Source organism: Nonomuraea sp. NPDC052129 (assembly GCF_040680095.1).
Taxonomy (GTDB): Bacteria; Actinomycetota; Actinomycetes; order Streptosporangiales; family Streptosporangiaceae; genus Nonomuraea.
The window spans coordinates 48,978-63,964 of the sequence record NZ_JBFAVX010000041.1; the positions used below are offsets into that span (position 1 = coordinate 48,978).

Sequence of the window (14,987 nt, forward strand, 5' to 3'; positions counted from 1 at the left end):
GACTACAGGGACCTAGAAAATTACGGCAGAAAGAGCTTCGATTCTTGCCAAACGCCTGCACATTCCGCTTCCGGTCTTGTCAGCGGCGTGACAAGCACGGAGATATTCAGACGACAGCAGATGCGAAGAACCATCACAATAGTGAGCATTTGGGGGATTAGGGGGCTTACCACGTGCACGGCTATCTTCACGATCTCGGGCTGCTCCGGGATCGGCGGTTCACGCTGCTGCTGACCGCGCGGACCATCTCGGTGCTGGGCACCTCCTTCGCCCCCGTGGCGCTCGCCTTCGGCATCCTCGCCCTGCCCGGCGCGGACGCCACCACGCTGTCCGTGGTGCTCACCGCCGAGGCGCTGCCGATGATCGTGTTCATGCTGTTCGCCGGGGTGATCGCGGACCGGTTCCCCCGGCACCGGGTGATGATGGTCAGCGAGTTCATGAGCGCGCTGGCCTTCTTCGCCCTGGCCGCGATGATGCTGTCGGGCTGGACCCCGCTGCCCGCGATGGCGACCGCCGCGGCGGCCAGTGGCGTGGCGATAGCGATGCTGTTCCCCTCGCTGACAGGCATCATCCCCGAGGTTGTGCCCGCCGACCGGTTGCAGACCGGAAACGCGCTGCTCGGCCTGGGCGCCAACAGCTCGCGGGTGGCGGGCGCGGTGCTGGGCGGCGGCGCGGTCGTACTGTTCGGCAGCGGATGGGCGCTGGCCGTGAGCGGGCTGATGTTCACGGTGGCCGGGGTGCTGATCGCGGCGCTGCGGCTCACGCCCGCCGAGCGCGACGCGGCGGCCGAGCATTCGATGCTGGCCGACCTGCGTGACGGGTGGCGCGAGTTCAGCACCCGGCAATGGATCTGGGTAGTGGTCGCGCAGTTCTCCGTGCTCGTGATGGGGCTCCAGGCGGGTCACGGGGTGCTCGGACCGCTGATCGCCAAGGAGAGCCTGGGCGGGCCCGCGGCCTGGTCGGCGTTCCTGGCCGGCGAGGCGGCCGGCACGATCGTGGGAGTGATCGTCTCGCTGCGCGTCCGGCCCAGGCGGCCGATCCTGGTCGGGACGCTGCTCTGCCTGCCGACTGCTCTGCCGTACGTGCTGCTGGGCACCGGCGCGCCGCTGTGGGCGATCGTGGCGGGCGCGTTCGTGCTGGGCGTCTGCTTCGACGTGTTCGGGGTGCTGTGGCAGACGACCATGCAGCGCGAGGTGCCGCCGGAGTCGCTGTCGCGGGTCAGCTCGTACGACGCGCTGGGCTCGCTGATGTTCGGCCCGATCGGGCTCATGCTGGCCGGGCCGGTGGCGAGCCTGGTCGGCACCCGGACGGCGCTGCTGGGTTGCGCCGCGCTCGTGGTGCTGTCCACACTCGCCGCGCTGCTGTCTCCCGGGGTGCGGCAACTACGCGCTCCCGCTCCGGTCGCCGAGAGTGTGCCCGGCTGAGGGCGTTCAGACGACGATCAACGTCACCACGACACCCGCGCAGTTGCCTGCCACGCAGATGCGGACGGGCACCTCGGACACCCCCGCGGCCTCCGGGATGCCGCCGATGTGCCCGTCGGGGCCGATCGTGACGCCCGCCGGCAGCTTGCCGTGGTCGGTCACGGAGAACGTGGGCGGCACGCCGGTGGGCCCGCCCGAGATCCCGATCTGGTCGTCGTAGCGGTTGCCCACCTTGCCGGGGAAGGCCAGCTCACTCGGCTGCCAGGGCACGTTCCGCAGCACGACGACCGTGACCTGCTGATCGACGCAGTCCTGGCCACGGCACAGGCGGACCGGCGTGGCGAAGGTGCCGGGACGCTGGGGAACACCGTGCAGCCGGCCCGCGTCGTCCAAGGTCACGCCCGGTGCCAGGGCGGCGCCGCGGATGGTCAGGCCGTCCTGGAACGGCAGCAGGCGATTGGTCACCTCGATGCCCTGCGTGACGTAGAAGACGTCCTCGACGAGCCGCTTGGTCGGAGGATCCACGTGCTGGGCGGGCAGGTCCCTCGACATGGCCACGGTGTGGAAGTCGGCCGGGGGCAGCATGGGGAGCCACGCGCACAGACTCAACCCGGCAACGACAAATGCCCATCTTTGCCGCATCCCACCCCCTGGTCGTCTCCTCGATACGTACCCCACCAGCGCGTAGCGTTACTCCTGGCTCACGCATAGATAATCGGTTCATGGCCGCTGAATCCGCCCAGACCCTGGAACGCGGGCTGCGCCTGCTCAGGCTGCTCGCCGACGGCAAAGGCGGGCGGACGCCCACCGAGCTGAGCACCGAGCTGTCGCTGTCCCGCCCGGTGGTCTACCGGCTGGTGACCACACTGCTGAGCGAGGGGTTCGTCCGCCGTGACGCCGAGGGGCGGGTGCACCTCGGGTTCGGCGTGCTCGTGCTGGCCCAGGCCGTACAACCGCTGCTGCGCGCGGCGGCGCTGCCCACGCTGCGGCGACTGGCCGAGGACGTCGGCGCGACCGCGCACCTGACCGTGGCCGAGGGCGACGACGGCCTGGCCGTGGCGGTGGTGGAGCCGTCGTGGACGGACATGCACGTGGCCTACCGGGAGGGGTCGCGCCACTCCCTGTCGCTGGGCGCCGCCGGACGAGCGATCCTGGCGCTGCGCGAGGGACGGGCCGATTACCTGGTGACGGAGGGGCAGTTGCAGGAGGGCGCGCGGGGGATCGCCGCGCCCGTGTCCGGGCTGCCGTGGCTGGAGGCGTCGGTCGGGGTGGTGACGTTCGGGCCGCTCAGCGAGTCGGCCGGGCCACGCGTGGTCGAGGCGGCCGCCGAGCTGTCCGGCGCGCTGGGTTGACATCGCTTACCCGATGGCGGACGGTAGTTGCGTATAGAGGACACACACGTCCGATAATCGGACGCTCTGGAGGCGAAGATGCCTTACTACCGCGTCGTTGGCGAGGTGCCCAGAAAGCGGCACACGCAGTTCAGGCGGCCCGACGGCGGCCTCTACGCCGAGGAGCTGATGGGCGAGGAAGGCTTCTCGTCGGACTCCTCGCTGCTCTACCACCGCTATCTGCCGACCGCGATCGTCAAGGCCGAGGCCGTCACGCCGCTGACCGACACGCGCCTGGAGCCGAACCTGCCGCTGTCGCCGCGCCACTTCCGCACCCAGGACCTGCGCGGCGCGGGCGACCTGGTGACGGGCCGGATGCAGCTGGCGGGCAACGCCGACGTCCGATTGTCGTACGCCACCAGCGACCAGCCCAGCGAGCTCTACCGCAACTCCATGGGCGACGAATGCGTGTACGTCCAGGACGGCCGCGCCCGCTTCGAGTCGACGTACGGCGTCATCGAAGCCGGCGCGGGCGACTACATCGTCATCCCGACCGGCACGATCCACCGCTGGGTGCCCGACGGGCCGGTCAACGTGCTGGCTATCGAGGCGTCCGGGCACATCAGGCCGCCCAAGCGCTACCTGTCGCAGTACGGGCAGTTCCTGGAGCACGCGCCCTACTGCGAGCGCGACCTGCGCAGCCCGGCGGAGCCGTTCGTCGTCGAGGGCGAGGAGGTCCCGGTGCTGGTCCGCACGCGGGGCGGGCTGACCCGGCTGGTCTACCGCAACCACCCGTTCGACGTGGTCGGCTGGGACGGCTACCTGTATCCGTTCGCGTTCAACATCAATGACTTCGAGCCGATCGTGAAGAAGACGCACGCGCCGCCGCCGGTCCACCAGACGTTCGAGGGACCGGGGTTCGTGATCTGCTCGTTCTGTCCTCGGCCGCTGGACTTCCACCCCGAGTCCGTACCGATCCCCTACAACCACCACAACGTCGACTCCGACGAGTTCATGTTCTACGTGGGCGGCGACTACTCGGCCCGCAAGGGCTCCGGCATCGACGTCGGCTCGATCTCGCTGCACCCGGCCGGCTTCACGCACGGCCCGCAGCCCGGGGCGGTGGAGGCGGTCATCGACGCGGTCAGCCGCGGCATCACGACCACCAGCGAGATGGCCGTGATGATCGACACCTTCCGCCCGCTCGACCTCGGCCAGGCCGCACTGACCTGCGAGGACCCCGGCTATGCCTGGACCTGGGCCCGATGAACCTCTACCTCGCACTGGTCGACGACGCGGGCCTGTTCCCGCCGACCTCCCTGCACATGTCGGAGGCGCTGGCCCGCCACCAGCGCGACCAGGAGCGGGCCTCCCAGGTGCTCACCCACCGCTTCCTCTGCCCCGCCAGCCGCCTCGACGGGCTGCGCCGCGAGGAGGCCCCGCCGCGCCGGATCGGGCTGATCGTCGACACGCCGGACATCCCGCCGTTCGACGACCTGCCCGTGGACTCGGTCGAGCTGCGCGCGGACGCCCTCGATCAGTTGCCCGGCGGCGGCCTGCCACCGGGCGTGCGGCTGTTCGTCGAGGTGCCCGCCGGGAAGTACGTCGCCGACGTGCCCGAGGGCGCCGCGCTCAAGGTGCGCTGCGGCGGCGCGACCGCCGACGCCTTCCCGTCGGTCGAGCATCTCGCGGCGTTCATCCGGTTCTGCGCGGAGCACGACCTCCAGTTCAAGGCCACCGCCGGACTGCACCACGCCGTACGCCATTTCGACCCCACGCTCGGCGTCGACCGGCACGGCTTCCTCAACCTGCTGCTGGCCGTCTGCGAGGCGGTGGACCAGCGCGACCCCGCGCCCGTGCTGCGCACCACCGACGTGGGCCACCTCGTACGGCTGGCCCGCGCCGTGTCCGAGGAGACGGCGAAGCGGGCCAGAGCGCTGCTGGTGAGCTACGGCTCATGCAGCACCGGCGCCCCGCTGGACGACCTGCGCGCACTGGGACTGATCGAGGAGGACGCGTGAGCTGGGGAGTGGACAATCTGCCCTACGGGGTGTTCTCGCGGCGCGGCGAGCGGCCACGCGTCGGCGTGCGCTACGGCGACCGGGTGCTCGACCTGGCCGCCGCGCTGCACGACGAGGTGTTCGCGGCGCCCAGCCTGAACCCCTTCATGGCCAGGGGCCGCACCGCCTGGCACGACACCAGGACACTGATCGCCAACAAGCTCACCTCCGACCTCGCGATCACCGAGCCGCACCTGATCCCGCTCGACCAGGTGCGGCTGCACATGCCGTTCGAGGTGGCCGACTACGTCGACTTCTACTGCTCGCTGGAGCACGCCACCAATCTCGGCAGGATGTTCCGGCCCGGCACCGACGGGTTGTTGCCCAACTGGCGGCACCTGCCGGTCGGCTACCACGGCAGGTCGGGCACGATCGTGGTCTCGGGCACCCCGATCGACCGGCCGCACGGCCAGCTCGGGGCCGGGCGGTTCGGGCCGTCCGCCAAGCTCGACCTCGAGGCCGAGCTGGGCTTCGTGATCGGCGTGCCGTCCGAGCTCGGCTCGCCCGCCGGGGCCTTCGAGGACCACGTGTTCGGGGTGACGCTGGTCAACGACTGGAGCGCGCGCGACATCCAGGCGTGGGAGTACGTGCCGCTCGGGCCGTTCCTGGGCAAGTCGTTCGCCACCTCGATCTCGCCGTGGATCACGCCGCTGGAGGCGCTGCCCCGGCTGGCCGGACGCGTACAGGATCCCGAACCGCTCGACTACCTGCGCAGGACGGACGACTGGGGGCTGGACGTCTCGGTCGAGGTGTCGCTCAACGGCGAGGTCGTGTCCCGGCCGCCGTACTCGGGCATGTACTGGACGCCGGACCAGATGCTCGCCCACATGACGGTGAACGGCGCGTCCCTGCGGACCGGCGACCTGTTCGCGAGCGGCACGATCTCCGGCGAGCAGCGCGACGAACGGGGCTCGCTCATCGAGCTGACCTGGAACGGCAGCGATCCGATCAAGCTCGCCGGCGGTGAGACCAGGACATTCCTGGAGGACGGCGACACCGTGACGATCCGGGCCACGGCCGGCGGCCGGTCATTGGGGGAGGTTTCCGGAACAATCCGATAAGTGACTTGGCGTGCTCGTTCAGTGACCCTCCGCTAATCTGGGTATCCCCTTCCCGGAAAGCAGGATCGAGATGCGGCGCGCCGCGGCCATCTTTCTCGTGGCCCTACTCCTGACCGCGGGCTGCTGCCCGGTGACCGCCGACCGCCCGGCGCCCAAGCCGCCCGTCGTCCAGGTCTCCCCCGCCTTCGACACGCGGCGCGCCCGGACGGACCAGGGTCTGGTCGTCCAGGCGCAGGGCGGCAAGCTCAGCCAAGTGATCGCCTACGTGGCGGGTGCGCTGGTGCCGGGCACGCTGGACGCGTCGCGCACGACCTGGCGCTCCTCCTGGACACTGGCCCCCGGGGCCGAATACACGGTGACCGCCACCGCGGCGGGCTCGGCCGGCCCGTCTACGGTGGCCATGGGCCGCTTCCGCACCCGCGCCGCCAACCGTTCGTTCCAGATCGCCTCCATCGAGCCGCTGCCCGGCGAGACCGTCGGCGTCGGCATGCCGATCATCATGGACTTCGACACCCCGATCCAGGACAAGGCGGCCGTGGAGCGGGCGCTGGAGATCAAACCGGCCGTCGAGGGCGCGTGGCGCTGGGTGAGCGACACCCGGGCGATCTACCGCACCCGCGCGTTCTGGGCGCCGAAGCAGCAGGTCACGGTCACGGCCCACCTGACCGGCGTACGCATGGCGCCGGGCGTCTACGGCCTGACCGACCGCACGTTCGCCTTCAAGGTGGGCCGCGAGCAGACGACCTCGATCGACACCCGGACCCACCAGATGGTCGTCAGGCGCGGCGGCCGGGTCGCGCAGCGCATGGCCATCAGCGCGGGCATGGCCACCACCCGCGAATACACCACGACCAGCGGCGTCCACCTGACCATGGACAAGGGCGACCCGGTCCGCATGATCTCCCCCGGCCGCAGGAAGGGCGAGCCCGGCTTCTACGACGTGATGATCGACCACGCCGTACGCATCTCCAACAGCGGCGAATACGTCCACGCCAAGAACAACCTCTGGGCCCAGGGCCACGCCAACGTCAGCCACGGCTGCGTCAACGCCCGCCCCGACCAGGCGGCCTGGTTCTTCGACACCTCGCTGCGCGGCGACCCGGTGACGATCACCGGCACCGACCGCGAGCTCGCGTGGGACAACGGCTGGGGATTCTGGCAACTCCCGTGGGACAGGTGGCGCCAGGGCAGTGCCTTGTACGACCCCGCGGCCCTGCCACAGCAATGATTCCGGCATTACGGTAGGAGGGGGGAACCAGGCGAGCACACAGGCCCGTTATTCCGTTAGGAGGGCCGGAGCATGGATGAATGGATCATCTGGATAATCCTGGCAGTCGTCCTCGGCGTGGCGGAGATCTTCACCGTCACCGCGGCGCTCGGACTGCTCGGCGCGGCCGCTCTCCTCACCGCGGCCACCGCCGCCATCGGGCTGCCCGTCCCCCTGCAACTGCTGGTCTTCGCCCTGTCTTCCACGGCCGGTCTGATCGTGATCCGGCCGATCGCCATGCGCCACATCCGGCAGCCACAGCTGCAACGCTTCGGCGTGGAAGCACTGGTCGGCAGGCAGGCGTACGTATTGTCGGAGGTCACCGGCAGGGACGGCAGAGTACGCATCGGCGGCGAGGAGTGGTCCGCGCGCGCCTATGACGAAACCCTGGTGATCCCCACGGGGGCGACCGTCGATGTCATCGAGATCGAGGGCGCCACAGCCCTCGTATATCCCCGGGAGTGACCATGGATCCGCTGTTGGTGGTCGGACTGCTCGTCATACTCTTCGCGGTGTTCACGGTGCTCAAGGCCGTGCGGATCGTGCCCCAGGCACGCGCCCGCAACGTCGAGCGCCTGGGCCGCTACAACCGTACGCTCAAGCCCGGACTCAACTTCGTCATCCCGTACATCGACCGCGTCTACCCGATGATCGACCTGCGCGAGCAGGTCGTGACCTTCCGCCCGCAACCGGTCATCACCGAGGACAACCTGGTCGTCGAGATCGACAACGTCATCTACTTCCAGGTCACCGACCCCCGGGCGGCGGCCTACGAGATCGCCAACTACCTCCAGGCAATAGAGCAGCTCACCGTCACCACCATGCGTAACGTCATCGGCGCCATGGACCTGGAGAAGACGCTCACCTCCCGCGACCACATCAACAGCCAGCTGCGCGGTGTGCTCGACGAGGCCACCGGCAAGTGGGGCATCCGCGTCAACCGCGTGGAGGTCAAGGCGATCGACCCGCCGAAGACCATCAAGGACGCGATGGAGAAGCAGATGCGGGCCGAACGGGACAAGCGGGCGGCCGTTCTCAACGCCGAGGGCCAGCGCCAGTCGCAGATCCTCACCGCCGAAGGCGACAAGCAGAGCGCCATCCTGCGCGCCGAAGGCCAGCGCACCGCCGCCATCCTGCAGGCCGAGGGCCAGTCGCGGGCCATCGACCAGGTCTTCCAGGCGGTCCACCGCAACGACCCCGACCCCCAGTTGCTCGCCTATCAGTATCTGCAGATGCTGCCGCAGCTCGCGCAGAGCCCCGGCAATACGTTCTGGGTGATCCCCAGCGAGGTCACCTCGGCACTGCAGGGCGTGTCGAAGGCGTTCACCGAAGCGCTGCCCCGGTCGGCGGCGACGCGCGAGGAGACGCCGGGCAACTCGGCGGCGGACGAGGAGGTCGCCAGGGCGGCGGAGGCAGCGGCGGAGGCCGTGGCCAACGCCCAGGAAGCCGAGAGCCCTAATGTGCCGCGCCAGCTCACGCAGGCGGTCGAGGACCCGTCGGTCGCGTTCGCGGACCTGGAGAAGGAGCACCAGGAACGCTGAGCGGCCAAGACGTCCGCCCGCTGGCGGGGGCGTGGCGGCCAGGACGTCTGCTCGACTAACCTGCCCGCCCGGCCAGAGGTGCCAGCGTGGCCCGAGAGGTGCCCGCCACGCTCAGCCCGGCGGGCATCGGTCAGGCGACCCCGGCCTCAGACTCGCCGCCCACCCCGGCGGGCACCGGTCAGGCGACCCCGGCCTTGGACTTGGCGCCGGGCTTGGCCTCAGGCTTGGGTTCAGGCTTGGCCTCGGATTTTGGTTCGTTCGGGAGGGGACGGCAGGCCATTTCCAGCAGGTCCCGCACCTGGGACGCCCGGTGCAGGGAACCTGCTCGGCAGGCCAGCTTGACCGTGGCGTCAGCCAGTGCGATTTCCCGGTTGCCCGGCGGAATGTCATCGCCCAACTTGATACGCAGCCATTCGGAGATCTCCACCCACGAGTAGAGGCTGATGTTGTCGGCCTCGATGAGCGGCTCGGGAAAGCCACCAGGCCCGCGCTGTCCGCTGGCGAGTTGGCGCAGGCTGGCCTGTGTGCGCCCCCCGTGACGCCGGGCGGCGTCACCGAGCGTTACCGCATCGCCTTGCCCCACGCCGACGGCCCACAACTCGTTGACCTTGCTGACCTGGATGAGCACGGACGTGATCGTCTCCAAGAGGCTCTCCCCCTCGCGCTCGCACATGAGGTAGACGCTGCCATCCGGCCCCCCGGCCACAGCGCAGTCATCCAGACCTGCCTCGTAGAGAGCGTCCGTCTCTTCGTCGTTGGGCGCCCGGTTCAGCATGATGCGGAAGCTCCAGGCCTTCATGAGTCCTCCTCGGTCGTGCCGCATTCAGCATGCTCGTAAGCCCATTCGAGAATGCCTTTCGCATGGTTTCCGGCATTGCGTGGGGTCGACCACACTTTGTAGGGCATAGCGCCACATGAGCACTCGACCCAGCCCCAGCGATGCCCGTTGTGGTCTTCGACCACGGCCAACGTCTGGATCTTGCGCAGCCTCTTGAAGGCCGCGTTGATCTCATTGTGTTGATGTCTTCCTCGCCCGACCATGTTCTAACTGTGCAACAGTGTTGCACAGTTAGAACGGCTTTTCCAAGCCAGGAACCCCAACTCCGCACCGAGCAGCCTGGGAGTGGCAGGTCCCCCTGGCGTTCCGACCAGCGCCTAACCTCGAAATATGGACAGTGCCAACCGTCTGGGTGAGTTCCTCCGAGCGCGGCGGGAACTGGCCCGGCCCGAATCGCACGGGATGCCCGCGGCCGGGCTCCGCCGAACACCCGGAATGCGCCGGGAAGAGGTCGCGATGCTCGCCGGCGTCAGCACCGACTACTACATCCGCCTGGAGCAGGGCCGGGACAAGCATCCGTCGGCCGCAGGTGCTCGAGGCGCCGGCGGCCGCGCTGACGCTGGAGGAGGACGCCGTCGCGCACCTGCACGAGCTGGCCGCCCTCGGCTGGGTGTCCGGGTCGTGGCGGCGATGGGAGCGTTGATGTCGGGGATGACGGGGCAGACAGCAAAGATCGAATCGCGTTGTGGCAGATGCGAGGGAATCCTTGTCCGTCAGGTGAACCAGTTCATCGACCACGGGCAGTTATGTTGGGATGCCGAGGTCGCCTGCGAGTCCTGCTGTACTGGCTGGTGCGAGCAATTCGGTTCAGGCGAGACGCCGGAGGATATCCGCAGTGCCCTGCTGGCGGAGCATGGCCCTAGCCGGCTGCGTTTGGTCGGTCCGGCACCGAGCCCGGTCTCGGTTCTGAAGGTTCTGCGGGAGGTCTGGGAGGTGTCGCTTCCCCGGGCTCGTGAACTCGCCGACGAGCTCACTTACTCCGGCTTGGTCGGGACGCTGGCGGAGATGGAGTTCCTGAACATCCGACTGCGAAGCCGTGGCGTCGCAGCCGAGGTGAGGTCCGATGGCAGCCCGGAGAGTGAGCCGATTCCCTCGTAGCGAGCCTTTGATCAATTCGCCAACAGTGTCTCGGCTTGGCGAGCGGGGCCGAGCGTGCAAGGGCGGGTGCCGTCAGGGGGCCTGTTGCGGGTGAGTGAGTTGTGCTTCAAGATCGGCGACGCGGCGATCTTGGAAGCGTAGGTTGGAGCGCGCGGCCTGGAGACGTTCGTCGAGGTTGTCGCTGGTGAGCTGGCGGACGATGTTCTGCCCATCGCTGCAGGTCAGCGGCGTGCCCGTGGAAATTTCTGCAGTCCGGGACCGGGAGCGACCCGATGGGGCGGGCTCCAGCGGTTCCGCAAGGGTGTCACAGTCTGGTGATGCGGGACGTCAGCTCTGTTGTGTGGCGTCCAGCAGCGTGAGGGCGTTGTGGATGCCTTGCTCGAGGACGGCGTCGGCGAGTTGCCGGTCGGCCAGGGCGCGGGAGAGTTGCAGTGTGCCGATCATTCCGGCGTAGACAGTGAGCGCCTTGACGCGTGCCGACTGCGGATCGTGCGGCGCCAGACGCGCGGTTAAGTCGTCGATGATGGCCAGCACGCCGTCGGTGTAGGCCTGCCTGGTCGCGTCCGTGCAGCGGCCGATCTCGTCGAGCAGGGCGGCCGATGGGCAGCCTTCGCCGGGGTTGTCGCGGTGCTCGGGCGACAGGTACGCACGCACGATTTGCTCGACTCCGGCGCGTCCGGGCGTCACCGCGCCGAGGTTTTCGCGCTGTTCGCGGAGCTGGTCGGCGACGGTGGTGGCGACCAGGTCTTCCTTGGAGGCGAAGTGGGCGTAGAAGGCGCCGTTGGTCAGTCCCGCGTCCGCCATGAGCGTGGCGACTCCGGAGCCGTCGATGCCGTCTTTTTTGAGCCGGCGGCCGGCCGTCTCGATGATCCGCTGCCTCGTCGCCCGCTTGTGCTCCTGGCTGTACCGAACCATGCGCTCCTCCTCCTGCAGGGAGGGCCCACCTGCCCTCGCCACACGCCATCATCGTACGATCATAATCTAAATCCGGCGAGACCCTTGCGTCTGGACGACGTCTCATCTTATGGTCGTATGGTCATAATCTAAAGATGGCGCACGAGCAGCGTGCGCAGCACTGAGCAGGAGTCACCATGGGAGCAAGCCCCCAGGCACAGCAGTTCGCGCAGCTCCTTGAGAGCGTGAGCGCGAAGTCCTCGACGCCGGGCCTCCACGCCGGGCCTCGACGTCGGGCGTCAACCGAGCCGGAAGGCGTCACCTACGACGAAGTGGACGCGAACGGCGTCCCCGCCCTGTGGTGCCTCCCCGAGGGCGCCCACCCCGGCCGAGCGCTGCTGCACTTCCACTTCGGCGGGTCGGCCACGCCTCGACGCACTCCGACCGCGAGGCCGCCGGCCACATCGCGAAGGTGGCCGGCGCCCGCTCCCTTGTCACGATTTCGCTAACGGCTTTCCGTGCTCAGCTCAAGGCCATCCACGCCTGAGGGTTGCAAGCCCCCTTTTACTTGTCGGACATTCAGCAGCCTGTCCTGGCGGTCAACGGCGAAGACAACAGGATGGTGCCCAGCCAGCAATTCTGTCGACCTGGCTCGACGGCTGCCGGACGCCCAACTCGGACTGTACCGTGACGCCGGAAACGGCGGCATATTCCAGTATCACCAAGAGTGCGTCAAAGAGGTTCCGGAATTCCTCGCGCCATAATTTCTTGTCGGATCGGATCGGCCGATCAGGTGAGCGCCGCGTACGCCAGACCGCCCAGCCCGCCGTAGACCCCTGGGCGAGTGTGCCCGGCTTGGGCGGCGGCACAGGAACACCATGCCGACCCGGTTGTGCGACATCGAGTCGGCCGCCTCCTTTCATTCTCACTTGGCAAGAAATCAAGGAGAGAAAGCATCATGAAAGCATTCATCCTCGAACGTTACGGAAACAACGAAAAGTTGCGGGCAGGCGTAATGCCGGACCCGGAGGTGCGGGAGAACGATGTACTGGTCCAGATCCACGCCGCGGGCGTGAACCTTCTCGATGCCAAAATCAGGGACGGAGAGTTCAAGCTCATTCTGCCCTATCATCTGCCGGTCGTTCTGGGCAATGATGTGGCCGGTGTCGTTGTCCGGGCCGGGTCTCGCGTGCGGCGATTCAAGCCCGGCGACGAAGTATACGCGCGGCCAGGTCAAGATCGAATCGGTGCCTTCGCTGAACTCATCTCGATAAAAGAAGACGATCTGGCGCTGAAGCCAACACGCCTCACCATGGAAGAAGCAGCCTCCATCCCGCTGGTCGGCTTGACCGCCTGGCAGGCATTGGTTGAAACAGCGAAGCTGAGGAAAGGACAGAAAGTTTTCATCCAAGCGGGTTCCGGCGGTGTAGGAACGTTTGCCATCCAGCTGGCCAAGCATGTCGGCGCAACCGTGGCTACAACGACCAGCACGGCGAACATCGATCTGGTGAAGCGCCTCGGCGCAGATGTCGTGATCGATTACAGGAAAGACGACTTCGAAAAAATCCTGCATGGCTATGATGTGGTTTTGCATAGCCTGGACAACGAGGCTCTCAAGAAATCTCTACGAGTGCTGAAGCCCGGCGGCAAGCTCATCTCGATCTCAGGCCCACCTGATCCCGATTTCGCGAAAGAGGTCGGATCGCCGTGGATCTTGCGGCCGGTGATGCGCGCCTTGAGCTACCAAGCCAGGAGAGCGGCAAAACGTCATCACGTCAGCTATTCGTTTCTCTTCATGAAAGCAAGCGGCGATCAGCTGCGCGAGATCAGTTCTCTCATCGAATCGGGGAGTATACGCCCAGTCGTGGATCAGGTCTTTCCGTTCGAATCAACCAAAGAGGCCATGGCTTACCTCGAAACGGGGCGCGCAAAAGGCAAGGTCGTCGTCAAGGTGAGATGAACCCCCGGTCGCGGGTTCTGGAGGTTTGCGTCAGTTTCACGGCGGCCGGCAAAGTGGCGCTCGGGCAGCGTGGTCGTCGACGTACCGGGCGACGGTCTTGAGCGCCGCCCGGAGCTTGGGGTGGCGATTGAGGTCGGTCCGCGGCGACAAGGGCCTGCTCACCGCGGTGGCCAAGCTCCTGGAGCGCCCCTTCGACCAGGCGCGAGCAGAACTGGAAGCCATCAAGCACCCCGTCCGCTACGCCAACGGCGTGCACGACGTGATGCTCCCCGCACACGCTTCCTACGTCGCGGTCCAGCACCTCGACTCGGCCACCCTCATTCTCTACAGCGACGCCGGTCACGCCTTTCTGTTCCAGCACGCCAGAAAGTTCGCCACTGAGGTGACCCACTTCCTCGCCACCTGACCTCGCCTACGCCACCGCCACCCTCACCGACCTTCGCCGGCCTGGCACTCCGAGCCGAACGCCGACACCAATCGATGGGGATCTTGCCCTTCGATGACCAACAGCCCCCTACGTACTGATCACCACCCTGCCGCCCACGGAATCGGCCCGGGCCACCTGACCCCGCGGCCTGACACGGAACCCCGGCCGGCCCACCAGATGCGATGCAACGCGCCTTTCTCATTTCACCAGGAGCTTTCCATGGACTTGTCCACCAGCACCGTTCTTGTCACCGGAGCCAACCGGGGGTTTGGCCGTGCGCTCGCTGCCGAGTTGCTCAGCCGCGGCGCCTCCGTCTACGCCGGTGCCCGCAACCCCGGCCAGGTCGACCTGCCGGGCGCCACGCCGATCGCGCTCGACATCACCAACCCCGCCTCCGTGGCGGCCGCTGCCCAGACCACAGGCGATGTGACGGTCCTGATCAACAACGCTGGCTCAGCCACCGGCAGCGACCTGCTCACCGGCGATCCGGACGACATCCGCCTGGAGATGGACACCCACTATTTCGGCACTCTCTCGGTGGTACGCGGCTTCGTACCCCAGATCGCGGCCAACGGCGGCGGCGCGATCCTGAACATCCTGTCCGGCCTGTCCTGGGTGAGTTTCCCGGAGATCGGCGCCTACTGCGCCGCCAAGTCCGCGCAGTGGTCGCTCACCAACGCCCTGCGCGTGCAGCTCGCCGACCAGGGCATCCGTGTGGCCGGCCTGCACGTCGGCTACATGGACACCGACATGGCACGGACGGTCACCGGGGACAAGTCCGACCCCGCCGACATCGCCCGGATCGCCGTCGACGGCATCGCCGCCGGCGCCTACGAAATCCTCGCGGACGACGCCAGCCGCCAGGCGCAGGCCGCGCTGGCCGCAGGCGTCACAGCGCTCTACCCGCAGTTGGCCTGAGGATCAGTCCACGTCGAGCACCTGCGTCCACGAACTCCTCGCCACCCCCAGGACAGTGGCCGACCACGCTGGGCCCTCAACCGGATCAGCACCGACATCGCGCCCGCGCCAAGGACATCGAAGAAACTCGACCCGACCTCATCACGTCGGCGCGATGGCGTCGGCGCG

Annotated in this window: 15 protein-coding genes and 1 pseudogene; 13 read left to right on the forward strand and 3 right to left on the reverse strand. The window is 68.0% G+C overall.

Annotated elements, in window-relative coordinates; translation table 11 throughout:
- Positions 1 to 173 precede the first annotated feature (173 nt).
- Positions 174 to 1,424: an MFS transporter gene (locus AB0L53_RS51065; protein WP_364011659.1), complete on the forward strand. Its 1,251-nt coding sequence runs from the start codon at positions 174 to 176 to the stop codon at positions 1,422 to 1,424.
- Positions 1,425 to 1,430: 6 nt separating this feature from the next.
- Here AB0L53_RS51065 and AB0L53_RS51070 read toward each other — a convergent pair whose 3' ends face one another.
- A complete protein-coding gene (locus AB0L53_RS51070; RefSeq protein WP_364011662.1) occupies positions 1,431 to 2,033 on the reverse strand; it encodes a hypothetical protein in 603 nt (200 codons plus the stop codon).
- 113 nt (positions 2,034 to 2,146) lie between these two features.
- On the opposite strand from AB0L53_RS51070, the gene AB0L53_RS51075 reads away from it, so the two are divergent.
- From AB0L53_RS51075 to AB0L53_RS51105, 7 genes are all read left to right on the forward strand, one after another.
- Positions 2,147 to 2,776 carry a helix-turn-helix domain-containing protein gene (locus AB0L53_RS51075; RefSeq protein ID WP_357957876.1) on the forward strand — a complete coding sequence of 210 codons (630 nt, stop codon included), beginning with the start codon at positions 2,147 to 2,149 and terminating at the stop codon, positions 2,774 to 2,776.
- Positions 2,777 to 2,854: 78 nt separating this feature from the next.
- Entirely contained in the window at positions 2,855 to 4,024 is a 1,170-nt protein-coding gene (locus AB0L53_RS51080; protein WP_357957878.1) for a homogentisate 1,2-dioxygenase domain-containing protein, read from the forward strand.
- A complete protein-coding gene (locus AB0L53_RS51085; RefSeq protein WP_364011664.1) occupies positions 4,021 to 4,776 on the forward strand; it encodes a hypothetical protein in 756 nt (251 codons plus the stop codon). The genes AB0L53_RS51080 and AB0L53_RS51085 overlap by 4 nt, the downstream gene beginning before the upstream one ends.
- Entirely contained in the window at positions 4,773 to 5,876 is a 1,104-nt protein-coding gene (gene fahA, locus AB0L53_RS51090; protein ID WP_364011667.1) for a fumarylacetoacetase, read from the forward strand. The genes AB0L53_RS51085 and fahA overlap by 4 nt, the downstream gene beginning before the upstream one ends.
- Before the next feature lie 70 nt (positions 5,877 to 5,946).
- Positions 5,947 to 7,104, forward strand: a complete 1,158-nt coding sequence (locus AB0L53_RS51095; RefSeq protein WP_364011670.1) for an Ig-like domain-containing protein — start codon at positions 5,947 to 5,949, stop codon at positions 7,102 to 7,104.
- A gap of 72 nt (positions 7,105 to 7,176) precedes the next feature.
- The gene (locus AB0L53_RS51100) at positions 7,177 to 7,608 is read left to right on the forward strand and encodes an NfeD family protein (protein ID WP_358545694.1); all 432 of its coding nucleotides are present in this window, start codon (positions 7,177 to 7,179) and stop codon (positions 7,606 to 7,608) included.
- Between the two features lie 2 nt (positions 7,609 to 7,610).
- Complete coding sequence (locus AB0L53_RS51105) at positions 7,611 to 8,684, forward strand: SPFH domain-containing protein (protein ID WP_364011674.1); 1,074 nt, start codon at positions 7,611 to 7,613, stop codon at positions 8,682 to 8,684.
- Between the two features lie 178 nt (positions 8,685 to 8,862).
- On the opposite strand, the gene AB0L53_RS51110 is transcribed toward AB0L53_RS51105, so the two are convergent.
- On the reverse strand, positions 8,863 to 9,483 hold the full coding sequence (locus AB0L53_RS51110; protein WP_364011677.1) for a hypothetical protein: 621 nt from the start codon (positions 9,481 to 9,483) through the stop codon (positions 8,863 to 8,865).
- A 441-nt stretch (positions 9,484 to 9,924) separates the two neighbouring features.
- Here AB0L53_RS51110 and AB0L53_RS51115 point away from each other — a divergent pair.
- Both AB0L53_RS51115 and AB0L53_RS51120 read left to right on the forward strand, forming a co-directional pair.
- A pseudogene (locus AB0L53_RS51115) lies at positions 9,925 to 9,987 on the forward strand (hypothetical protein); the annotation flags it as partial.
- A gap of 252 nt (positions 9,988 to 10,239) precedes the next feature.
- Positions 10,240 to 10,620 carry a hypothetical protein gene (locus AB0L53_RS51120; RefSeq protein ID WP_364011791.1) on the forward strand — a complete coding sequence of 127 codons (381 nt, stop codon included), beginning with the start codon at positions 10,240 to 10,242 and terminating at the stop codon, positions 10,618 to 10,620.
- A gap of 327 nt (positions 10,621 to 10,947) precedes the next feature.
- Here the strand turns inward: AB0L53_RS51120 and AB0L53_RS51125 are convergent, their stop codons facing one another.
- A complete protein-coding gene (locus tag AB0L53_RS51125; protein WP_364011679.1) occupies positions 10,948 to 11,535 on the reverse strand; it encodes a TetR/AcrR family transcriptional regulator in 588 nt (195 codons plus the stop codon).
- Positions 11,536 to 12,472: 937 nt separating this feature from the next.
- Between AB0L53_RS51125 and AB0L53_RS51130 the strand changes: the two genes are divergently transcribed.
- The 3 genes from AB0L53_RS51130 to AB0L53_RS51140 all read left to right on the forward strand — a co-directional run bounded on the left by AB0L53_RS51130 (position 12,473) and on the right by AB0L53_RS51140 (position 14,819).
- Positions 12,473 to 13,474 (forward strand): NADP-dependent oxidoreductase, encoded by a 1,002-nt coding sequence (locus AB0L53_RS51130; RefSeq protein ID WP_357957895.1) that lies wholly within the window; start codon positions 12,473 to 12,475, stop codon positions 13,472 to 13,474.
- 127 nt (positions 13,475 to 13,601) lie between these two features.
- Positions 13,602 to 13,880, forward strand: coding sequence for an alpha/beta hydrolase (locus tag AB0L53_RS51135; RefSeq protein WP_358182095.1), 279 nt, complete (start codon positions 13,602 to 13,604; stop codon positions 13,878 to 13,880).
- 240 nt (positions 13,881 to 14,120) lie between these two features.
- Positions 14,121 to 14,819 (forward strand): SDR family oxidoreductase, encoded by a 699-nt coding sequence (locus AB0L53_RS51140; RefSeq protein WP_364011683.1) that lies wholly within the window; start codon positions 14,121 to 14,123, stop codon positions 14,817 to 14,819.
- The last annotated feature ends 168 nt before the right edge of the window (positions 14,820 to 14,987 follow it).